Below are 21,051 nucleotides of genomic sequence, written 5' to 3'. Positions count from 1 at the left end.
GGGCTCGCGCTGCGCGCGCCCCGGAATGACGAACGCGAGATTGTTACTTCCCGCCGTATGACACGCCCATCCCGGCCCGGACGTCGGCCTGGATGCCGTATGGTGCGATCGGGTAGCGCAGGCCGTTCTTGGCGAGCTGCTTCATGCCGTCGATCGCCTTGGCAAGATGCGCGGGGCTCAGCGCCATCAGCATCTCTTCGTCCGGCACACCGCCATAGCGGCGCTCGGCGAAACACGGCAGCGAAAGGCTCGGCTCGCCGGTCTTCAGCGCCCGGCCCCAGGAATCGGCGCAGGCGGTTTCGCCGACCACGCTCCATTCGAACTTCTTGTAGCCGGCATACTGCAGCCCGTTGATCAGGATGATCATCTGACCGGGCGTTGCATAGACGAGGCAGATGTCCGGCGGATCGAGCCGGCCGCTCGCCAGCGGCGACACCGCCATCGCCTGGTGATGGCCGAATGGCACCACGTCGAGCGCGTGCTGACGCGCACTGGCGTCCTCCTGTGTCGCATGCCAGACGCCGACGTACGACCGTCCGGCGAGCCATTGCTCGTCCTGCGGCGCCAGGCCGATCACCGCGCGGCACTGCTCGCCGACCAGATCGGCGGCGGTGATGCCGACGGTCCAGCCGAGACGCGACGCCATCGATACAATCTGGTCGGTGGTGTGGATCGCGCTCGGCCGGCGGATCTTCGGCACAGCCTCCATCTCGGCGACGGTTCGGAACAGCTTCATCCCGATCACCGTGGTCTTCAGCCGCAATAGAGCGTTGAGATCGGCGACCAGGCCGGCGAGATCGATGCGCTCCGGCGCGACGGCGGCATCCATAGCGGGCTCCCTTTGGTTGTTATTGGTCTTGGTCGCGGTCAGCCGAGCCGCCAGCCGACTTCGGCCGCGAAGCTCTGGTAGAACTCGACCTCGTAGGCGCGCTCCGGCATCGCGCGAACGCGAGCGTCGAGCGCATGAGCATCGTCGCCGACCAGGATGCGCCAATCACCGCGGCGCACGCCGTCGAGGATACTGCGGGCCGCGGCGGCAGCGCTGGTCGGCGCGTCTTCCTGGAAGCTTCGGGCCCGCTCCTTGGCCATTGCGCGAAGGTCGTCGTCCGACGTCTGCGCCAGATCGATCCCGGCCGCCGACAGACGCTGGCGCATGCCGGCGACTTCCTCGGCGCTGAGTTCGTCGGAGCTGTCGCCAAGCTGGATCCGCCTGGAGTTGGTCATAATCGACGTGCCGATGTGGCCCGGCATCACCACCGAACAGCGGACATGCGGCGCATTCAGCCGAAGATCGCCGATCAGCGCTTCGGAAAATCCCTTCACGGCGAATTTCGCGGCGCTGTAGGCAGTGTGCGGCACCGTGGGTCCGAGCGAGGCCCAGAAGCCGTTGACGCTGGAGGTGTTGACGATGTGACCGTGGTCGGCCGCGATCAGCATCGGCAGGAAAATGCGCGTGCCGAGATACACGCCGCCCCAGCAGATGTTGAAGGTGCGCTCCCACTGCTCGCGGGAATTGGCGATCATGCTGCCACCGCCGCCGATGCCGGCGTTGTTGAACAACAGATGGATGCAGCCGGTGGCATGCTGCGCGGTGACCTCGTCGCGAAACCGCTGCATCTGCGCTTCGTCGGCAACGTCGACGACGTGGGTGGTGATCCGCACGCCTTGCGGCAGGCCGTCGGCCTCGCACAGCCGCCGCGTTTCATCCATCGCGGCTTGCGCCACGTCGCAGATCGCGACGTGGCAGCCTTCGGCGACGAGCTGGCGGGCGAGTTCACGGCCCATCCCCGCGCCGCCGCCGGTGATCACGGCAATCCTGCCGGCGAAATCCCTCATGGTCGCATCGTCCCTTCCCGATTTTTGATGCGCTCCGGTTCGAGCCGGAGCTGCAGGGGCGAGCTTAGCTGCAGGTCATCGCTTGCGCGAGTCCATCGCAAGGCATTGCAGGCGGCCTGCATTCGTCGTCAGGCGCGTCCCGGACAGCGCCGCGCTTTTGCGATTCGGTGAATTGCCCTAGTCTTGCAGGCAGATTCAGTCGATCCTTATGGAGTCCCCGATCATGCTGGCAGCCACCCTTCAGACCGCGGCGTTTCTGTTCCTGCTGCTGGTCGCGCTTCTGGTGTTTTCGGTATTCGTCGCCTTCACGGCACCGGCGCTGACCAAGTCGCCGAAGCCCGGCTTCACCACGGTGCTGATGTATTTCGCCGCCGAGCTCGCTGCGTTGATCGTGGCGATCTGGATCGTGGTCGAGGTGTCGTCGTTCGAACTGTTGCCGGTTTTGATCGCGCTGGCGATCGCCGCGGTGGTGTTCGCCCCGCAGCTCGTCGCCAAGATCCCGCTGCCGGAGCCGGTCGCCGGTTTTCTTGGGCGCAAGTAATCCCGCTGCGGAGCCTACCCGCGCCGCGCGGCGGGTCAGGCCAAGCAGAGCTCGCCACGATGCTGGAAAACCGCCCTCCGGGGCGGTTTTCGTTTCTGGGGGGATGAAAGCCAGCTTTAGTGGGCGTGCGCGCGGCGTATCCGGGCGATCGCGCCAGCGGTGATCTGCATCGTCACGCCGGCGAGCCAGCCGAGCAAAATCAGCCAACTCCAGACCGAATGCAGGTTGAGCCGTAGCACCACGGCGCTGACGGACGCGAACGCCGCGAGCGTCGCCAGAAACGTCCCGAAAGCGCTGAGAAACTCGGCGGCGTCGATCTTGCCGCTGGCGCGACTGTCCTCGTCGGCGCCGTGGAACGGCAGCGGCGGAATGTCGATGCCGAGATAAAACCCGATCGCGCCGAGTGCGATCATCCCCAGCAGGAAGCCGATCGTGGTCAAGGCCGCGAAGCTGGTGCCGACATGAGCGCCGACGAAGGTGCCGCACGCCGCGCCGGCCAGCGCCAGCCCGGTTCGTTCGAGAAAATGGGCGGCCTTCCGTACACGCAGTCGCATCGTCGAATCCTCGCTTGTCGCGATGCAACGACGTTATGACATTTCAATGAAGCGCGGAAGGATGTGGGCTTCCGGTAACCTGAGGCCGGCACGGTCACATCGTCGCGGCAAGCCGCGCCGTCCCGCGCAGCCAAAGCAACGCGGGACGGCCCTGGTCGATCAGAAGTTGAACGTCGTCGACAACAAGTAGGTGCGTGGCGCGCCGAGCCCGATCGCGCTGCCGCTATAAGACGACGCGTAGTAGGCCACGTTTTCCACGTTCTCGATCGCAGCCCGCACCACGATCGGCTTGCCGTTCCATGGCGACAGGAAGGTGTAGCGCGCCCCGAGATCGAACCGCGTCCAGGCCGGCAGCACCTGGGTGTTGGCGGCGTTGGCGTAGGTCCAGCCGGTGTGGATCACCCGGCCCGTCAGCGTGAAGCCGTCGACGCCCGGCACATCGACCTCGGCGCCGAGGTTGACGTTGACCCGGGCCACGCCGGGCGCGCGGTTGCCGTCGTTGAGGCCATTGGCGGTCTTCTCCAGCACTCCGTCCATGAACGTGGCGCCGCCGAGCAGCCGCAGGCCCGGCGCCAGTTCACCGAACATATTGAGTTCGGCACCTCGGTTGCGCTGCTCGCCGTCGGCCGACAGCGTCAGCAATCCGTTCGCACTCGACGCGATCGCGCTTGGCTGCTTGATCTCGAACAGGCTGCCAGTGACGCTGATCTTGCCGAAATCGACCTTCACACCGGTTTCGACCTGCTTGGTCTGGAACGGCGGAAACACTTGGCCGATATTGGCATAGCCGGCACCCACGGTCGTACCGGGCTGCAGCCCTTCGATGTAGTTGGCGTACAGCGTGACGTTCGACAGCGGCCGGATCAGCAGCGCATAGGCGGGGCTCCAGGCGGCACCGTCCTGTCCGGTGGTGATGCCGGTGAGCAGATCGGTCGAGCTGTTGCTGACGTGCTGGCGCCGAACGCCGACGACGGCCTGCACGCCGCCGTTCAGGATCGACATCGTGTCCGCGGCCCCGACGCTCCACTGCTTCAAGCTGACCGAGTTGCTGCTTGGGATCGAAAACAGCGGTTCCGGGATCGCCTTGTAATTGTAGATGTTCGAGCCGACCAGACTGTTCGCGCCCAAATAGGAGCTGTCGCTCGGACGATCGAGCACCCCGTAGTTCACCACGAATTTGTGGTTGATCGGCCCGGTGTCGGCGTCGCCGCGTAACCCGACCTCACCGGTCTTGGCCGTAAAGGTCTGCTCGCCGCCGAACGGGCGCGAGCCATAGTCACCCGCCTGGTTGATGATGGTCGGCGACAGGAATTTGAAATCGATCTTGGCCTGATGATACCCGGCCGCGCCATACACCGTCAGGCCGGGCGTGACGTCGACTTCGGCCTTGACCGTGGCGAAGGTGTCCTTCGGTTTCCAATACGCCCAATCCGGAATCGCGTTGGAGCTCGCCGCGGGCGCCGGCGGCAGCGGAACGACGTTCGGCTGGAAGCTGAAGAACCGGATCGGCGGATTCAGATTGTTGGCCTGATAGCCGACGTCGGCCGAGACGCGGACGTTCTCGCCGCGATAATCGAGGCCGAGCACCGCGTTGCCGAATTCGCTGCTCTGCCGATCGAACGGCGTTTTGCCGTCGCTGTAGCTGCCGTTGAAGCGGACGCCCCACTCCTTGTGCTCGCCATAGCGCCGCGCCACGTCGGCCTGCAGACCGAATTGCGAGCGTGACGCGTAGGTCGCGGTCAGCTGGGTGATGTCGTAATCCGGCGCCTTCTTGGTGACGAGATTGATGCTGCCGCCGACCGCGCCGAGCGGCGAGATGCCGGTGAGCAGGGCGGTCGGGCCTTTCAGGATTTCGACCCGTTCGATGAAATTCGCGCCGACGCTCCAGAACGGCGCCATGCCATACATGCCGTTCAGCGCCAGATCGCCGACGTCATAGTAGAAGCCGCGGATGAAATAGCCGTCCTGTCCGCCGCCGGCGGACGTCACCGCCCGCACCGAGGGATCGTTGGCGACGACATCGCGGATCGTACGCGCCTGCTGATCCTGCATCAGCTTGGCAGTGTAGTTGGTCTGGCTGAACGGCGTGTCGAGCAGGCTGCGATTCCCGAGGAAACCGACCTGCCCGCCACTCGCGACCTGACCGCCCGCGTAGCTGGCCGGCAGCGCGCCGAGCGTGCCGGTCGACGGCGTCACGTATGGCACCGGCGCGACCGGCGCAGGCGGCCGCGCCTCCCGGCGAGCGGTAACGCGTCGTGTGGTGCCGGCGCGCGTGCTGGCGACTGGACGCGCGGTGCGCGCCCGCTCGGCGCGCGGCGCATCGACGGTGACGGCCGGCAGATTGGATTGCGCTTGCGCGCCCTGCGGAATTGGAATCGTCAGCGCGACCGCACCGACGGTGCAGAGCAGAAGAGTTCGCCCTGTCGCTTTTGTTGTTGTTTGAAACATGCCCATGCCCCGATGTTGCTGGGAGGCCCAGCGCCATCGCTGCTGTAATCGAGCATGTCCGTCCGAACACGAGGTCGCAGCATAGAATACCTCAAACCGGACGCGCGACGCGGACGAATGAGGACAATCGACAAGTGATTAGTTGATGGAAGGTTCTTCAACGCCTGTCAGCGATTAGCTGATACACGGCGCTTGCGAGTGGGCGTATCGAAGTAAGCCCGAGATGCGACAAATTGTCAGGTCAGGCTTTCTTTTGATCGATTCTGAAAACTGTTACTTCGGAGCGAGTAGTACTCACGACTTCGCCCGACGATTGCGCCAACCTAGCTATTCGCTGTCCTCTTATCCGGCGCCGGATGACTTGGCGGATCATCGTGGGGGTGGTGATGAACGGCGGCTGTGACGTCGGTAAGACCGTCACCAGCCGTCCCATCGATCATGGTCTGCCCGAACTCGATCGTGCGCATACCGGCACCGCCATCGTCCCCGTCCCGCTCCAGCAGCCGCCAAGGGATGAAGGCATTCTTCACCGATTGCCAAAACGACGACATGTCGTGTGCCCTCTAAAGCCCGTCTCGATAAGGCGTGTTGGACCTGGCGGCCGCACCGGGACTTGCCGAGATTCCGTGTCTGAATCTGAGGCAGCAAAATAACGCGCCCGAACTCGCGCCGCACTCGATGAACAAAATACCGAAGGCCGATAAATGGTCGGAGCGAAAGGATTTGAACCTTCGACCCCTAGTCTCCCAGACTAGTGCGCTAACCGGGCTGCGCCACGCTCCGATGCCGTTTCGGCCCTGATGCTGTAGCGGCGATCGCGCGTTCGCGCAAGCTGCGGAGGATCAATTCGGGGGCGTGTTTGCCGAAGAATGCGGGGCCGGATCTGGCGATCCGGTCCGACCGCAACCTAAGCCACCGCCAGCCGTTTCCGTCCTCCCACAATCGACACACCGGAGTGGCCGAGCGCTTCCCCAAGCGACGGTCAGTCAACTGCGCTCAAGTATTCGCAGACAAGCTCGACGGTGGATGGCCGGACAACCCGGCGTGGCGAAACTGAAAGCCCTGCCGAACCTTAGACCCGATTCCTGAGGTTACTGCTCAAGACCGTCACCTGCCCTCAGCCGTCCTTAATTGCGGCGTCGAGCAGTTCGCGGCAGGCAATCAGGTCGGTCAGTGCGGCGCGAAGCGGACCAAGATCGACCGGTGGCGGAGCCGGCGGCGCCTTGGCGGCCGGGAACTCCAGCGGCGGCAGATCGAACCGCGGTGCGCGGCCGGGAGCTGCCATGACGGCAGCCGGCTCGACGGCGAAATCGTCGTCGTGGTCGTCGTCCTCGTGATCGTCGAACCGCGGCGCGTGGCGCGACTCGGCCTCGACGTGGCGTCGCGGCGCGGGTGCTGCGCGCCGATCCGGCTCGGCCATCGTGGCGTGCAGGTCGAGCCCTTCGTCCTCGCCATCGTAATCGTCGTCATCGACGTCGATACCGCCGGGGACGGGCTCGAACTCTTCTTCCTCGGCCACGGTCCGGGTGATCGCCGCCTCGACCGCGCCGAAGCTGGCGTGGACCTCGGCGTCGGCCAGCCGCTGCACCGATTTGATGCCGTGCTCTTTCAGGATCCGCTGCACACCGCGGATGGTGTAGCCCTCGCCGTACAGCAGACGGCGGATGCCCTTGAGCAGATCGACGTCGTCGGGCCGGTAATAACGCCGGCCGCCGGACCGCTTCATCGGCTTGATCTGGGTGAACCGTGTTTCCCAGAACCGCAACACGTGCTGCGGAATGTCGAGCTCGGCTGCGACCTCGCTGATGGTGCGGAATGCGTCGGGTGCCTTGTCCAAAGGCCAGCTCCCCGTCAGCTGCCGGATGCGGTTGCGGCTGCGTTTTCTTCAGACTCGTCGTCGGTTGCCGGCACGGCACCATTGGCGTTGATGCGCTGCTTCAGGATCGCCGATGGCTTGAACACCATCACCCGGCGCGGCGAGATCGGCACTTCGGTGCCGGTCTTCGGGTTGCGCCCGATGCGTTGCCCCTTTTGCCGGACCAGGAACGACCCGAACGACGACAGCTTCACCGTCTCGCCCCGTTCGAGGCAGTCGGTGATCTCTTTCAGCACCAGTTCGACGAATGCCGACGACTCGGTGCGCGACAGGCCGACCTTCTGATAGACCGCCTCGCATAGATCGACACGTGTGACTGTTCGTCCGGCCATCGCCTGCCCCACCTCACGGCGAAAGAAAAAATCCGCGCTGAAATTAAGAGGTTAACTACCGGCGGTCAACTCCACCGCGTCTCAAAGTTAGCACCGAACGCCATGGAAATGCTGCTAAAATTTTACGCGCACAACTACCAGCGGAGCAGCGCGGCGCCCCAGGTGAAGCCGCCGCCCATCGCTTCGAGCAGAACGAGGTGGCCCTTCTGGATGCGGCCATCGGCGACCGCAGTGCACAACGCCAGCGGAATCGAGGCCGCCGAGGTATTGCCGTGACGGTCGACCGTCATCACCACCTTCTCGGGCGCGATGTGCAGCTTCTGCGCCGAGGCGTCGATGATCCGCTTGTTGGCCTGATGCGGCACGAACCAGTCGACATTGTCGGCGCTGGTGCCGGAGGCGTTGAAGGCGTCGACGATCACCCCGGTGATCATGCCGACCGCGTGCTTGAACACCTCGCGCCCTTCCATCCGCAGATGGCCGACGGTCTGGGTGCTCGACGGGCCGCCGTCGACGTATAATTTGTGTTTGTGACGGCCGTCCGAACGCAGATGTGTGGTCAGCACGCCGCGGTCGGCCGAGGTGCCCCAGCCTTCCTGCGCCTCCAGCACGATCGCGCCGGCGCCGTCGCCGAACAGCACGCAAGTGCCGCGATCATTCCAGTCGAGGATGCGGGAGAAGGTCTCGGCGCCGATCACCAGCGCCCGCTTCGCCGAGCCGGCGCGCAGGTAATTGTCCGCAGTGGCGACCGCGAACACGAAGCCGGAGCACACCGCCTGCAGGTCGAAGGCGACGCCGTGGGTCATGCCGAGTGCGGCCTGAACCTGCACCGCGGTCGCCGGGAAGGTGTGGTCGGGGGTCGAGGTCGCCAGCACGATCAGGTCGATCTGATCGGCAGTCAGGCCCGCATTGTCGAGCGCCGCCTGGGCGGCCTTGGTGGCCAGATGCGAGGTGAATTCGCCGTCGGCGGCGATATGGCGTTCGCGGATTCCGGTGCGCTGGACGATCCATTCGTCCGAGGTGTCGACCGTCCGGGCCAGTTCTTCGTTGGTGAGGACCCGCTCCGGCAAGTAAGCGCCGCAGCCCAGTACGACCGAACGAATCACCGTCACGAGACAACCTCCTGAGCGCTCGGCGTCGCGACCAACGCGCCGGCATCACGATTGAGCGTTTGATTGATCTTGGTCAGGAGATCGTAGCGGACCATGTCATAGCCAACATCGACCGCGTAGGCAAAGCCCTCGGCATTGGTTCCGCCGTGGCTCTTGACCACGATTCCGTTAAGCCCGAGGAAAACGCCGCCGTTGGACTTGTTGGGGTCCATCTTGTCCTTGAGCGCCTTGAAGGCGTCGCGCGCGAACAGATAGCCGATCTTCGACCGCCAGGTCCGGGACATCGCGGCGCGCAGATATTCGGCGAGCTGGCGGGCGGTGCCCTCCGCGGCCTTCAGCGCGATATTGCCGGCGAAGCCCTCCGACACGATGACGTCGGCTGCGCCCTTGCCGATGCCGTCACCCTCGACGAAGCCGATGAAATCGAAGCGCTGCGAATTCATCGCGCGCAGCAACTCGGCCGCCTCGCGGATCTCCTCGCCGCCTTTGATTTCCTCGACGCCGATGTTGAGCAGGCCGACGGTCGGACGCTCCAGGTCGAACAGCACGCTGGCCATCGCCGCGCCCATGATCGCAAGCGCCTTCAGGTGCTGCGCGTCGCCGCCAATCGAGGCGCCGAGATCGAGCACCACCGAATCGCCCCGCATCGTCGGCCAGGTGGCGGCGATCGCCGGACGGTCGATGCCGGGCAGCGTGCGCAGGCAGAATCGCGCCATCGCCATCAGCGCGCCGGTGTTGCCGGCCGAGACCGTGACGTCGGCCTCAGTCTTCTTCACCGCGTCGATCGCCTGCCACATCGACGATTTGTAGCGACCGCGGCGCAGCGCCACGCTCGGCTTGTCGTGCATCGCCACGGCGACATCGGTGTGAATCACACGCGAAGCTTTGCGCAGCGCCGGATGCGCGGCCAGCTCTTTCTCGATCAGCTTGGCGTCGCCGTAGAGCAGGAATTCAACGTCCGGATGCCGGCCGAGTGAGATCGCCGCGCCGGGTATCACGACGGAGGGGCCGAAATCGCCCCCCATTGCGTCGAGCGCGATTCGAACTTTTTGAGGCATGGGCGTTCCGGAAGCCTGATCGCCTGCGACCTTGTGCGCTTGGCCGTGGACTCAAAAAAAGCCCCGTCGGGGCGGTGAAAAGCGTGCAGCGCTGCACACCGATTTGGCCGGACAATAGCCATTCTCCGCCCCGATACAACATCTTGATCGGGCAGATTTAAGTCGCATTTCGTAGCGTGTGCGCATGATTTTCGGCTGCGAACAGGCCGCGTCTGCGGCGGCTGGGCGGACGCTGTCCGCTCAGCCCTTTTTCGGCTTGCGCGGACTGTCCGAGGCCGCTGGCTGTTGCAGCGCTTTCAACGCCGCGAACGGGTTCATGTCGGGATCGTCGCGGTCGACGACCGGCTCGAACACCGCATCCGGTTTGCGCGGATAAGGATCGAGTCCGAGATACAACGCATCGGTGGCGACTCGGCCGATATCGATGATGCCGCGTTCGATCGCCTCCGGCGGATCGCCTGGATCGGGCTCGCCCTCTTCGTCGACCGTGTCGGACAGCTCGCGAATCTGCTCCGGCGGCAGGAAGGTGAGATCGACGCTCTCGTCGATAACGTTGTCGACCGGATCGAGCGTCACCACGCAGGTCTGCGTCACCTTGGCGCGCACCCGACCGGTGAGATGGATGCGGCCGTCAGTGAACGGCTTCAGATCAAATGACGCGGTGGCCTCCGCGACCCCGCGCAGATCACCGAGCGCGCTGATCGCCTCCCGCTCCGCGGCGCTCGCAACGATGTCGCGGTGCAGCCCTGTTTCGGGAATCTGCAGCACCACCACCGGCACGCTCCACGGGTTGTCTTCGCTCGCCATCGTCGAAAGTCCTCGTCTTAAGCGGTCGGCTGCGGGAATGGCAGCTCGCCGCTGCGCAGCTTGGCCGGCGGCACCGCGTCGAGCGCGTCGATGACCTGCCCGACATAGACCGCCAGCTTGCGCGCGTTCTCAATGTCGGCGCCGTCGAGAACGTTCCGGTTCAGCGCCAGCTCAAGGTCCTCGCGGCCTTCCGTGAGAGCCAGATCATACGCCGCCGAGCGGCCGTAGAACGCCTCGCCGAACGCCTGCATCCGCTTGGGCACCGACAGATCGCCGACGCCGAGCTCCCGCAGGTTGGCGTCGAGGTCGCTGCAGAAATAGTCGAACAGCGCCTGGGCGAAGGTCGATGCGTCCTGGATGCTGCGAATCCGCCGCAGCACCAGCCACAGATGGACCACCAGCATCTCGAATCGGCCGTTGACGGTGTCGGCGACGCCGAATTGCTGGTAAAAGACCGGCAGGCGCGACTGCGCCACGATCGTGCCATAGATCGCTTCAATGGTGCCGCGCGACGGCGTCCGGGGCGGACGGAGCAGATTGAACGGCCAAATCATTGCGGGTTCCAGGTCCGGGCCCGTACGGGCCTTTCGGGATTGCTTTCCGAGTTCCTGCCCGGTACGTCAACGCCCTGCGCGATGCAAGGGGATGAGGCCAACTCCCGGATGAGTATTTCGATCGACCGACGCGGGCGCGCCAACGCGCTGCGAAGCCGTTTTTCGCTGCCGCGCAACCTCGGCCTGGCCGTGGCGCTGACGCTGATCGGCGCCGGCATGGGTGCCTGCACGTCAGAGCAATTCCAGAAGGGTTACATTCTGCCCAATGGCGCGCTGGAGCAGATTCCGATCGGCGCCAGCCAGGATCAGGTGCTGCTGGTGATGGGCACGCCGTCGACGGTGGCGACCCTGGACGGCGAGGTGTTCTACTACATCTCGCAGCGCACCGAGCGTGCGGTGGCGTTCATGCCGCAGAAGGTGATCGACCAGCGCGTGATCGCGATCTATTTCGACAAGAACCGCCAGGTTCGCCGTATCGCCAATTACGGCCTGCAGGACGGCAAGATCTTCGACTTCATCAGCCGCACCACGCCGACCTCCGGTCAGGAGATGAGCTATCTGGCGCCGCTGTTCCGGCTGATCAGCTTCCGCTAAGGCGGAGGCGGATCAACGCAATGGGTTTGATGGGTTTCGCTTGCGCTCAACCCATCCTACCTGAGCCTTCGTAGGATGGGTTGAGCGCAAGCGAAACCCATCTCAGAAGCGCCGTCCCGGCTACGCCAGCCCCTTCCCCCGCGCCCACTCCGCAATCGTCGCGTTGACTTCATCGGGCGCATCCTGCTGCACCCAATGCGACGCGCGCGGCAGCTTGTGCAGGGTGAAGTCTTCGACGAACTGCTCGTTGCCTTCGGTCAGCGCGATGTCGAGCGCGAGATCGTCCTTGCCCCAAATCATCAGCGTCGGCACGGTGATCACCGGATTGCTGCCGGCGCCGCCGGCAAGGCCGGAGAAGTTGGCGCGATAGTAGTTCAGCATCGCGGTTGCCGCACCCGGCTGCAGGATGTTGCGGCGATAGATCTCGAGCTGTTCGGCCGGGATCTTGTGGCTGTGGCTCTTGAACATCTTCACCAGCGGCGCGCCGCCCTTGCGGGTCAGCAGCCATTCCGGCAGCCACGGCAATTGGAAGAACGCGACGTACCAGGAGCGGCGGCGCTGCGCCCATCCGCGGGCGAGCTCACGCGCGAACGCATCCGGATGCGGCGCGTTGAGGATGATCAGCCCGTCGAGATGCACCTTACCGCGCAGCGCGGTCTGCCAGGCGATCACGCCGCCCCAGTCGTGGCCAATCAGGATGCGGCGCTTGCCGCCAAGCGCGGCGAACAGCGCCGCGACGTCGTCGGTGAGGTGCTCGATCGAGTATGCCGCCTTACCCTCGGGCCGCGACGTGCCGCCATAGCCGCGCAGATCCGGCGCCACCACCCGCCAGCCGAGCTCTGCCAGGAACGGGATCTGCCGATGCCAGGATTGCCGCGCCTCGGGAAATCCATGCAGCAAGAGCGCGACGGTCTCGCCCTGCCCCGCGGTGTCGGCCGCAAAGCGCAGTCCGTTGGCCTCCAGCGTCGCCGTCTCGATCGCCATCCTCAAGTCCCTGCCCTTTGATGGCAGATCCTACACTAGGATTTGTCCTTGTTGATCTTCTTGATCTTGGCGTCGGTCGTCTCGATCAAACTCGCCAGCTCGAGAATCGCCTTCGACAGCAATTCGATCGCTTCCTTCTGATCCTGCGACTTGGCCGCGCGCAGCGCGTAGTTCTTGGCGGATGACAGCGACATGGGGGCTCCTATTCTTGTGTCGACGATTGCTGCTCATCCATGTAGCAGACACGCGGCATTTGTAGGATGGGTTGAGCGCAGCGAAACCCATCAGCCCGACGGTTATCGCTCGCCGCAATCAATCTGCATCTCTCGACCATCCCCACCCCAATCGCGCGGATAGACACCGCTGCGCACCATCGCTCTGAACGACGAATACGGCCAATCGATTACCCGGCTAACGTAGCCGTGCTTCACGGGATTGAAATGGATGTAATCGGCATGAGCCGCAAAATCGCGCTCATCGCGAAGGGTATGTTCCCAGAATCGACGTTGCCACAGTCCACGCTTCGCCCTGGCGGCGCGACTCGACGAGATCGTTTCGATCGACGGCAGTCGCCGGGAAAATGCAGACTTAAGCAAGCGCCACCGAGTTGAATAGTCGGCGTCACCTTGGGGTAACGTCCAGATTGCATGGAGATGATCGGGTAGCACGACAATCGCGTCGATTGCGAAAGGATGCCGTCGTCGCACATACCGGCATGCGGCCCGAAGCTCCGCGATGTGGTCGATCAGCAATGCAGACCGGCGGTCGTTCAAATTCACAGTAAAAAAGAAGGTGCCGCCGAGCACAAAATTGCGCCGATACGACGTCATCGAAGCCGCCCCCACACGCCAAGCCCGTAGGATGGGTTGAGCGTAAGCGAAACCCATCGAAGGAGCAGCCAAAAAATCGGCCGAAATTGGGAGGCGCCGACGATTACCAGCATACTGAGAAAGCGATGGGTTTCGCTGCGCTCAACCCATCCTACGAACTACTTCTCTTCTTCCATCGACACCGCGACGGCGCCGTTGGCGGACAGGCGCACCTTGTTGCCTTCAACTTCGGCGACCAGGCCGCCGTCGATGAAGTGGTGGTGGCCCTTGTGATGGCCTTCGCCGCTGTCCTTCTTGGTCAGCTTGATGCGATTGCCGTCGACACGATCGACGGTGCCGACATGCACGCCGTCGGCGCCGATGACTTCCATATGTTCCTTGATACCGCTCACACCGCTCATGTCGTGATCCTTCCGCAAGATGGGAACGGGTAACGCAGCGAGTTCCGATAGGTTCAATCGGAAGGCGGGTGAGCTCGGGAGCGCTCTGCGATAGCGGCCTCAAAGCAAAAGCCCCGCGGCTTTCGCCGCGGGGCTTTGTGTTGGACCAACCGGTCTTGCGCTTAGTGCGCCAGGATCGCCAGCAGCAGCAGGGCGACGATGTTGGTGATCTTGATCATCGGGTTCACGGCCGGACCCGCGGTGTCCTTGTAGGGATCGCCGACGGTGTCGCCGGTCACCGCGGCCTTATGGGCGTCGGAGCCCTTGCCGCCGAAGTGGCCGTCCTCGATGTACTTCTTGGCGTTGTCCCAGGCGCCGCCGCCCGAGGTCATCGAGATCGCGACGAACAGGCCGGTGACGATGACGCCGAGCAGCATCGCGCCGACCGCCGAGAACGCCGCCGACTTGCCGGCCGCACCGCCACCCGCGATCGCATAGATCGCGAAGTAGACGAAGATCGGCGACAGCACCGGCAGCAGCGACGGGATGATCATTTCCTTGATCGCCGCCTTGGTCAGCAGGTCGACGGCCTTGCCGTAGTCCGGCTTGTCGGTGCCCTTCATGATGCCGGGCTTTTCGCGGAACTGACGACGCACTTCCTCGACGATCGCGCCGGCGGCGCGGCCGACCGCGGTCATGCCCATCGCGCCGAACAGGTACGGCAGCAGGCCGCCGAACAGCAGGCCGACCACGACGTACGGGTTGTTCAGCGAGAAGTCCGGGGCGACGCCGACGAAGTACGGCGACTTCTGCGCAATGAAGAACTTGAGGTCTTCATTGTAGGCCGCGAACAGCACCAGCGCGCCGAGACCGGCCGAGCCGATCGCGTAGCCCTTGGTGACCGCCTTGGTGGTGTTGCCGACGGCGTCGAGCGCGTCGGTCGACTTGCGCACTTCCTTCGGCAGGCCGGCCATTTCGGCGATGCCGCCGGCGTTGTCGGTGACCGGACCGAAGGCGTCGAGTGCGACGATCATGCCGGCCAGCGCCAGCATGGTGGTGGTGGCGATCGCGATGCCGAACAGGCCGGCAAGGCTGTAGGTGATCAGGATGCCGGCGATGATCACGATCGCGGGCAGCGCGGTCGCTTCCATCGAGATGGCGAGGCCCTGGATCACGTTGGTGCCGTGGCCGGTGACCGAGGACTGGGCAATCGACTTCACGGGACGGAAGTCGGTGCCGGTGTAGTACTCGGTGATCCAGATGATCAGGCCGGTGACCGCGAGGCCGACGACGCCGCACAGGAACAGCGACATGCCGGTGTAGCTGACGCCCGGCAGCGCGCCGAAGCCGACCAGCCAGTAGATCGCGGCGCCGACGCCGATCAGCGACAGCACGCCGGTGGCGATCAGGCCCTTGTACAGCGCGCCCATGATCGACTGGGAAGCGCCGAGCTTGACGAAGAAGGTGCCGACGATCGAGGTCAGGATGCAGATGCCGCCGATGGCGAGCGGCAGCGTCATCACGTTCTGCAGATGCGCCGGATCGGCGCTGCCGAAGAAGATCGCGGCGAGCACCATGGTGGCGACCGCGGTCACCGCATAGGTCTCGAACAGGTCGGCCGCCATGCCGGCGCAGTCACCGACGTTGTCGCCGACGTTATCGGCGATCGTCGCCGGGTTGCGCGGATCGTCTTCCGGAATGCCGGCTTCGACCTTGCCGACGAGATCGCCGCCGACGTCCGCACCCTTGGTGAAGATGCCGCCGCCGAGACGGGCGAAGATCGAGATCAGCGAGGCGCCGAAGCCGAGGGCCACCAACGCGTCGACCACGGTGCGGCTGTTGGCCTGCAGACCGGCGAAGTGGATCAGGTAGATGAAGTAGAGGGTGACGCCCAGCAGCGCGAGACCGGCGACCAGCAGGCCGGTGATCGCGCCCGCCTTGAAGGCGAGCTCGAGGCCGCCGGCGAGCGAGGTGGTGGCCGCCTGCGCGGTGCGGACGTTGGCGCGCACCGACACATTCATGCCGATGAAGCCGGCCGCGCCGGACAGGATCGCGCCGATCGCGAAGCCGATCGCCACGAGGATGCCGAGGAAGTAAGCGAGCAGCGCGAAGATCACCACGCCGACGAGGGCGATGGTCATGTATTGGCGCTTCAGATAGGCCTGCGCGCCTTCACGCACCGCGCCCGCGATTTCCTGCATCCGCGCGTTGCCCTGGTCGGCAGCGAGCACCGACGAGGTCGCCCAGATGGCGTATACGATCGATAGCGCTCCGCAGAGCACGATCACCCATAGAGCTGTCATACCTGATTGCCTCAGTCCCGAGTTTCACCCCCGTGCCTGCGCTGCGGGAGCGGCGCGGGCGCGCAACAAGATGGCGTGCCCTCTTTTGCGGGGCAGCCTCAAATCGCGGCGAACCTTGCCAAAATCACAGGTGCTCCGCAATCGCTGCGAAGGGACTAAGCTGGGCTTTTCCGCTGACCTTCGGAGTATTCCAGCGAACTTCCTCGCGTCGGAATACCAGTGACTAAGCGTCAGAAATGACTGAAAGACAGCGTCTTCAGCGGGATTTCAGCGCCGCCCGCGCCGAGCCATCGCGGCGGTGTGGTTCCGTCTTCGGCAACGCCGATGACTGTCACCTGCACATGGCTCCGCTGCGCCGCAGCAAGGAACTGATCGAGATTATTTTGTGCAACGCCGCAAAGCAGCTCGTAGTCATCACCGCCGCTGAGTAATCGCGCCAGCTTCGACTCATCGGTTCCCGCGATCGCACGCGCAGCCTCCGACAACGGCACGGCGGCCGCGTCGAGAGTCGCGGTGACGCCGGAAGCGGCGCACATCTTGGCGAGATCGCCGGCGAGCCCGTCCGAGATGTCCATCGCGGCGCCGGCATAATCGCGCACGGCCTCGGCCAGCGCCGAGCGCGGCTGCGGCACCCGGTAGCGGTCGATCAGGAAGGCGCGGCCCTCGTCGCTGGCGGCGGTCGCCCGCCCCTGCAGCAGGTCGAGACCGAGCGCGGCATCGCCGATCGTGCCGGTGACGACGATCGCGTCGCCGGGGCGCAGCGCGTCGCGGGCCACCATCCGGCCCGGCGGCACCCGGCCGAGCGCAGTCACTGAGATCATCATCGGGCCGGGAGTCGAGACCGTGTCGCCGCCGAGCAGCGGGCAGCGGAACGTCGCCGCATCCTCGCCGAGCGCGGCGGCGAACGGAGCGAGAAAGCCCTCATCGGCCTGGCGCAGCGCCAGCGTCAGCAGAAAGCCGGCCGGTGCGGCGCCCTTAGCGGCGAGATCAGACAGGTTTACCCGGAGTGCCTTGCGAGCGATCGCGGCGGGCGGGTCGCCCGGCAGGTAATGCACGCCTTCGACGATCGCATCGGTGGTCAACACCAGATCGCTGCCCGTGGCCGCCAAGACAGCGGCGTCATCCACCAGCCCCCGCGCCCCCGGATCGGTCGCCAGAGGCTTGAAGTACCGAGCGATCAGATCGTCTTCACCGGAGGGCATGGGGCATCCATACACTGGAGCGTCATTCCGGGATGCGCCCCCTTGGGCGCAGGCCCGGAATCCATACGCCCTGCAGTGGTTATGGATTCCGGACTTGCTCGCTTCGCTCGCAATCCGGAATGACAACCGAAATGCGGTCGCAGCGGCTAGCGCGTAAACTCGTCTTCGCGGAACCGCCGCGCGATCTGGTCGAGCACGGCGTTGACCATGCCGGTCTCGTCCTTCTCGACGAAGGCGTGGGCGACGTCGACGTATTCGGAGACGACGACCCGCGCCGGGATGTCCTTGCGGTGTTCGAGCTCGTAGGCCCCTGCCCGCATCACCGCGCGCAGGATCGCGTCGATCCGCGCCAGCGGCCAGCCCTTGGCGAGCAGATCGTCGATCAGGGGATCGATCTGCTTCTGATCGCGCACCACGCCGGCGACGATGTCGCGGAAGAACGCGGCTTCGGCCGGCAGATACTGCTCGCCCTCGACCTCGTTGCCGATCCAGAAGCTCTCGAACTCGGCGAAGGTCTCGTTGATGCCGGCGCCGCCGATGTCCATCTGGTACAGCGCCTGCACCGCCGCGAGCCGCGCCGCACCGCGGCGGTTGGCCTTACGCTCGCCTTTCGGCACCGGTTTCTTGAACGCGGGTTTGTTGATCTCGGCCATCGGCATCACGCCTTCGCCAGCCGGCGCTTGATCCGCAGCATCGCCAGCGCGGCGCGCGCGGCGTCACCGCCCTTGTTGAGGTCACCGGGCTTGGCTCGTGCCCAGGCCTGCTCGTCAGTGTTGACGGTGATGATGCCGTTGCCGAGCGGGAATTTGCGCGCGACGCTGAGGTCCATCAGCGCGCGGGCCGACTCCATCGACACGATCTCGAAATGGATGGTCTCGCCGCGGACCACGCAGCCGAGCGCGATCGCTGCGTCGTAAGGCTTGCCGGCGGCTTCGGCGGCATCGATAGCGATTGCGACCGCGGCCGGGATCTCCAGCGCGCCCGGCACGGTCAGGACGTCGTGGGTGGCGCCGGCGGCCTTCAGCTCGGCGACCGCGCCTTCCAGCAGCGCGTCCTGGATGTCGTCATAAAACCGTGCCTCGACGATCAGGACGCGCGCGCCCGAAACGTCGGTCTGGTCTTTCAGGGGTGCGCGCCGCGCGTCTGCCATACTCTACCTTGCCTTTGATCGTCAGGGCCGGGCTTGACCCGGCCATCCATCGTCTTTCGGAACGATGGAGCGTTCTTGTTAAGAGGATGGATGCGCGGGTCAAGCCCGCGCATGACGGGAGCGTTGCTATTTCATCTCGCTCAGGCGCGCGGCATAGCGGGCCATCAGGTCGACCTCGATATTGACCTCGCTGCCCACCTGCCAGCCGTTCAGAATCGTCGCCGACAGCGTGTGCGGGATGATCAGCACCGAGAATTTGGTGTCCTCGACGGTGTTCACCGTCAGCGAGGTGCCGTCGAGCGTGACCGAGCCCTTCGGCGCGATGAACCGCGCCAGCTGGCGGCTGGTTTCCAGCGTGAAGCGGGCCATGTCCGGCAGCTCCTCGCGCGCCACCACCTTGGCGATGCCGTCGACATGGCCGGTGACGATGTGGCCGCCGAGCTCGTCGCCGATCTTCAGCGCGCGCTCGAGGTTGAGCCGGGTACCCGCGGTCCAAGCTTTCGCCGTGGTCTTGGCCAGCGTCTCGGCGCCGGCGTCGACCTCGTACCAGGTCTTGCCGCCCTCGGTGCCGGAGCCGACCACGGTCATGCAGATGCCGTTCGAGGCGATCGAGGCGCCGTCGGCGATAGTCGTCTGGTCGTAGGCGCAGCGGATCCGCAGCCGGTGCAACTGGCCCTGCGCGACCGGCTTGACGGTCTCGATCTCGCCGATGTCGGTGACGATGCCGGTGAACATGGAATGCCTTCTAGTTCGAATCGTAAATGGTGAGGGTATCTGCGCCGACCCGCTCGGTGCTGCGCGAGCGCCAGCGCGGTGAGTCGGTGATCGCTGTCAGCGGCAGGCCGTGCAGCGCATCGATGCCGTCGGCGCCGATCGGATTGTCGCTGCGCCACAGCCAGATTTCATCGGCGAGTTCGCCGGCGACCAGCGAGGCCGCGACGCGGGCGCCGCCTTCGACCAGGAGCCGCGTCACGCCCTTATCGGCCAGCGCGTGCAGCACGGCCGGCAGATCGAGGCCCGGCGTGTCGGCGCAATCGGCGACGTGGATGACTTCGGCACCGGCCGCGCCGAGCCGCGCAGCAGTAGCAGCTTCGACGGTCTCTGAGGCCATCAGCCACAGCGGCGTGGTGCGGGCGGAATGCAGCAGCTTGCTCGCGGTGGGAATGCGCAAGCTCCGGTCGAGCACCACGCGGATCGGCGACTGCGTCGCCATGCCAGGCAGCCGGCAGGTCAGTTCCGGATCGTCGGCGAGAACGGTGCCGATCCCGACCAGCACCGCATCGGAGCGGGCGCGCAGCAGATGCGTCCGCGCATTGGCAGCCTCGCCGGTGATCGCGACCGGCTTGTGGCCGGCGGCGGCGATCTTGCCGTCGGCCGAAACCGCAAGTTTCAGCGTCACCAGCGGGCGGCGGTCACGGATGCGGCGGATGTGGCCGGCGTGGTCGCGCGCGGCCTCCTCGGCGCAGACGCCGATCTCCACCGCGATCCCAGCGGCGCGCAGCCGCGCATGGCCCTGGCCGGCCACCAGCGGATTCGGGTCTTCAATCGCCGACACCACCCGCGCAATGCCGGCCGCGATCACCGCATCGGCGCAAGGCGGGGTGCGGCCGTGATGCGAGCACGGCTCCAGCGTCACGTAAAGCGTGGCGCCGCGGGCGGCCTCACCGGCCCGGCGCAACGCTTCGACCTCGGCATGCGGACGGCCGCCATCCTGGGTCCAGCCCCGGCCGACGATCACGCCATCCTTGACCAGCACCGCGCCGACCGCGGGGTTGGGCGCGGTGCGCCCCTGGCCGCGCCGGCCGAGCGCCAGCGCCAATTGCATGAAGCGGCGGTCGGCGGAATCGGCGGCTTTGGCCGCCTTTTCGGCGGCGAGCTTCTGGCCGATCTGCTCCTCCAGGATGCGGAAGATCATTTGCGGACCAGCGCCGCCCTCGCCTCGTCTTCGTGGGAGAGTTCGCCGAGCACGGCCTCGAAATCCTTGGCCTCGCGGAAATTGCGGTACACCGAGGCGAAGCGGACATAGGCGACGTCGTCGAGCTTGCGCAGGTGATCCATCACGCTCTCGCCGATCGTCTCCGACGAGATCTCGGCCTCGCCGCCGCTTTCCAGCTCGCGCACGATCGCCGATACCATCTGCTCCACCCGCTCCGGATCCACCGGCCGCTTGCGCAAACTGATCTGCACCGAGCGCACCAGCTTGTCGCGATCGAACGGCACCCGGCGGCCGTTGCGCTTGATCACGATCAGCTCGCGCAGCTGCACCCGCTCGAAGGTGGTGAAGCGGAAGTTGCAGGCGATGCACACCCGCCGGCGCCGGATCACCGAGGAATCCTCGGTCGGCCGGCTATCCTTCACCTGAGTATCAAGGCTGTTGCAGTTCGGGCAGCGCATTGCGACGCGTCCTCAGAGCGGTCCGAGGGGATCGGTCCCTCACCTTTCGTCATGGCCGGGCTCGTCCCGGCCATCCACGCCTTGTGCCGTCGCCAC

General features: G+C 65.5%; 24 protein-coding genes and 1 tRNA gene. 2 read left to right on the top strand and 23 right to left on the bottom strand.

Going from position 1 to position 21,051, the window contains the following annotated elements; translation table 11 throughout:
• Window positions 1-43 precede the first annotated feature (43 nt).
• Both LRC39_RS13840 and LRC39_RS13835 read right to left on the bottom strand, forming a co-directional pair.
• Window positions 44-829 (bottom strand): DUF169 domain-containing protein, encoded by a 786-nt coding sequence (locus LRC39_RS13840; protein ID WP_346294674.1) that lies wholly within the window; start codon window positions 827-829, stop codon window positions 44-46.
• 38 nt (window positions 830-867) lie between these two features.
• Window positions 868-1,836, bottom strand: coding sequence for an SDR family NAD(P)-dependent oxidoreductase (locus LRC39_RS13835; RefSeq protein WP_346294673.1), 969 nt, complete (start codon window positions 1,834-1,836; stop codon window positions 868-870).
• Between the two features lie 223 nt (window positions 1,837-2,059).
• On the opposite strand from LRC39_RS13835, the gene LRC39_RS13830 reads away from it, so the two are divergent.
• Window positions 2,060-2,377: a hypothetical protein gene (locus LRC39_RS13830; protein WP_107346601.1), complete on the top strand. Its 318-nt coding sequence runs from the start codon at window positions 2,060-2,062 to the stop codon at window positions 2,375-2,377.
• Between the two features lie 116 nt (window positions 2,378-2,493).
• Here the strand turns inward: LRC39_RS13830 and LRC39_RS13825 are convergent, their stop codons facing one another.
• The 10 genes from LRC39_RS13825 to LRC39_RS13780 form a co-directional block, all read right to left on the bottom strand.
• Entirely contained in the window at window positions 2,494-2,931 is a 438-nt protein-coding gene (locus tag LRC39_RS13825) for a hypothetical protein (protein ID WP_264052335.1), read from the bottom strand.
• A 159-nt stretch (window positions 2,932-3,090) separates the two neighbouring features.
• Window positions 3,091-5,385 carry a TonB-dependent receptor gene (locus tag LRC39_RS13820; RefSeq protein WP_346294672.1) on the bottom strand — a complete coding sequence of 765 codons (2,295 nt, stop codon included), beginning with the start codon at window positions 5,383-5,385 and terminating at the stop codon, window positions 3,091-3,093.
• Window positions 5,386-5,702: 317 nt separating this feature from the next.
• Entirely contained in the window at window positions 5,703-5,930 is a 228-nt protein-coding gene (locus tag LRC39_RS13815) for a hypothetical protein (RefSeq protein ID WP_346294671.1), read from the bottom strand.
• Window positions 5,931-6,084: 154 nt separating this feature from the next.
• A tRNA-Pro gene (locus LRC39_RS13810) sits at window positions 6,085-6,162 on the bottom strand.
• A 334-nt stretch (window positions 6,163-6,496) separates the two neighbouring features.
• Window positions 6,497-7,216 carry a MerR family transcriptional regulator gene (locus tag LRC39_RS13805; RefSeq protein WP_346294670.1) on the bottom strand — a complete coding sequence of 240 codons (720 nt, stop codon included), beginning with the start codon at window positions 7,214-7,216 and terminating at the stop codon, window positions 6,497-6,499.
• A gap of 14 nt (window positions 7,217-7,230) precedes the next feature.
• Window positions 7,231-7,587, bottom strand: coding sequence for an integration host factor subunit alpha (locus tag LRC39_RS13800; protein WP_164571976.1), 357 nt, complete (start codon window positions 7,585-7,587; stop codon window positions 7,231-7,233).
• 134 nt (window positions 7,588-7,721) lie between these two features.
• The gene (locus tag LRC39_RS13795; RefSeq protein ID WP_107344666.1) at window positions 7,722-8,699 is read right to left on the bottom strand and encodes a beta-ketoacyl-ACP synthase III; all 978 of its coding nucleotides are present in this window, start codon (window positions 8,697-8,699) and stop codon (window positions 7,722-7,724) included.
• Window positions 8,696-9,757, bottom strand: a complete 1,062-nt coding sequence (gene plsX / locus LRC39_RS13790) for a phosphate acyltransferase PlsX (RefSeq protein WP_107355801.1) — start codon at window positions 9,755-9,757, stop codon at window positions 8,696-8,698. Before plsX ends, LRC39_RS13795 begins: the two co-directional genes overlap by 4 nt.
• 240 nt (window positions 9,758-9,997) lie before the next feature.
• Window positions 9,998-10,564, bottom strand: coding sequence for a YceD family protein (locus LRC39_RS13785; RefSeq protein WP_346294669.1), 567 nt, complete (start codon window positions 10,562-10,564; stop codon window positions 9,998-10,000).
• A 17-nt stretch (window positions 10,565-10,581) separates the two neighbouring features.
• Window positions 10,582-11,118, bottom strand: coding sequence for a ubiquinol-cytochrome C chaperone family protein (locus LRC39_RS13780; RefSeq protein ID WP_107344663.1), 537 nt, complete (start codon window positions 11,116-11,118; stop codon window positions 10,582-10,584).
• 108 nt (window positions 11,119-11,226) lie between these two features.
• On the opposite strand from LRC39_RS13780, the gene LRC39_RS13775 reads away from it, so the two are divergent.
• A complete protein-coding gene (locus LRC39_RS13775; protein WP_346294668.1) occupies window positions 11,227-11,712 on the top strand; it encodes an outer membrane protein assembly factor BamE in 486 nt (161 codons plus the stop codon).
• 120 nt (window positions 11,713-11,832) lie between these two features.
• On the opposite strand, the gene LRC39_RS13770 is transcribed toward LRC39_RS13775, so the two are convergent.
• The 11 genes from LRC39_RS13770 to nrdR form a co-directional block, all read right to left on the bottom strand.
• The gene (locus LRC39_RS13770) at window positions 11,833-12,696 is read right to left on the bottom strand and encodes an alpha/beta fold hydrolase (RefSeq protein WP_346294667.1); all 864 of its coding nucleotides are present in this window, start codon (window positions 12,694-12,696) and stop codon (window positions 11,833-11,835) included.
• Window positions 12,697-12,731: 35 nt separating this feature from the next.
• Window positions 12,732-12,890 carry a hypothetical protein gene (locus LRC39_RS13765; RefSeq protein WP_346294666.1) on the bottom strand — a complete coding sequence of 53 codons (159 nt, stop codon included), beginning with the start codon at window positions 12,888-12,890 and terminating at the stop codon, window positions 12,732-12,734.
• Window positions 12,891-12,992: 102 nt separating this feature from the next.
• Window positions 12,993-13,526 (bottom strand): REP-associated tyrosine transposase, encoded by a 534-nt coding sequence (locus LRC39_RS13760; RefSeq protein ID WP_346294665.1) that lies wholly within the window; start codon window positions 13,524-13,526, stop codon window positions 12,993-12,995.
• A 158-nt stretch (window positions 13,527-13,684) separates the two neighbouring features.
• On the bottom strand, window positions 13,685-13,927 hold the full coding sequence (locus LRC39_RS13755) for a DUF2171 domain-containing protein (protein WP_107355806.1): 243 nt from the start codon (window positions 13,925-13,927) through the stop codon (window positions 13,685-13,687).
• Window positions 13,928-14,088: 161 nt separating this feature from the next.
• Window positions 14,089-16,209, bottom strand: coding sequence for a sodium-translocating pyrophosphatase (locus tag LRC39_RS13750; RefSeq protein ID WP_264052327.1), 2,121 nt, complete (start codon window positions 16,207-16,209; stop codon window positions 14,089-14,091).
• A gap of 230 nt (window positions 16,210-16,439) precedes the next feature.
• The gene (gene thiL / locus LRC39_RS13745) at window positions 16,440-17,411 is read right to left on the bottom strand and encodes a thiamine-phosphate kinase (protein WP_346294664.1); all 972 of its coding nucleotides are present in this window, start codon (window positions 17,409-17,411) and stop codon (window positions 16,440-16,442) included.
• A gap of 146 nt (window positions 17,412-17,557) precedes the next feature.
• Window positions 17,558-18,064, bottom strand: a complete 507-nt coding sequence (gene nusB / locus LRC39_RS13740) for a transcription antitermination factor NusB (protein ID WP_107357518.1) — start codon at window positions 18,062-18,064, stop codon at window positions 17,558-17,560.
• Window positions 18,065-18,069: 5 nt separating this feature from the next.
• Window positions 18,070-18,561, bottom strand: coding sequence for a 6,7-dimethyl-8-ribityllumazine synthase (ribH, locus tag LRC39_RS13735; protein ID WP_164573619.1), 492 nt, complete (start codon window positions 18,559-18,561; stop codon window positions 18,070-18,072).
• A 126-nt stretch (window positions 18,562-18,687) separates the two neighbouring features.
• The gene (locus LRC39_RS13730; RefSeq protein WP_346294663.1) at window positions 18,688-19,296 is read right to left on the bottom strand and encodes a riboflavin synthase; all 609 of its coding nucleotides are present in this window, start codon (window positions 19,294-19,296) and stop codon (window positions 18,688-18,690) included.
• A 10-nt stretch (window positions 19,297-19,306) separates the two neighbouring features.
• Complete coding sequence (gene ribD, locus LRC39_RS13725; protein ID WP_346294662.1) at window positions 19,307-20,476, bottom strand: bifunctional diaminohydroxyphosphoribosylaminopyrimidine deaminase/5-amino-6-(5-phosphoribosylamino)uracil reductase RibD; 1,170 nt, start codon at window positions 20,474-20,476, stop codon at window positions 19,307-19,309.
• Window positions 20,473-20,955, bottom strand: a complete 483-nt coding sequence (nrdR, locus tag LRC39_RS13720; RefSeq protein WP_107344655.1) for a transcriptional regulator NrdR — start codon at window positions 20,953-20,955, stop codon at window positions 20,473-20,475. Before nrdR ends, ribD begins: the two co-directional genes overlap by 4 nt.
• Between the last annotated feature and the right edge of the window lie 96 nt (window positions 20,956-21,051).

Origin of the sequence: Rhodopseudomonas sp. P1 (genome assembly GCF_039642825.1) — a bacterium.
In the GTDB taxonomy this organism is placed as follows: Bacteria; Pseudomonadota; Alphaproteobacteria; order Rhizobiales; family Xanthobacteraceae; genus Rhodopseudomonas; species Rhodopseudomonas palustris_H.
Note: the sequence above shows the minus strand (reverse complement) of the source record. Positions and strands in the feature narration are given on the sequence as shown.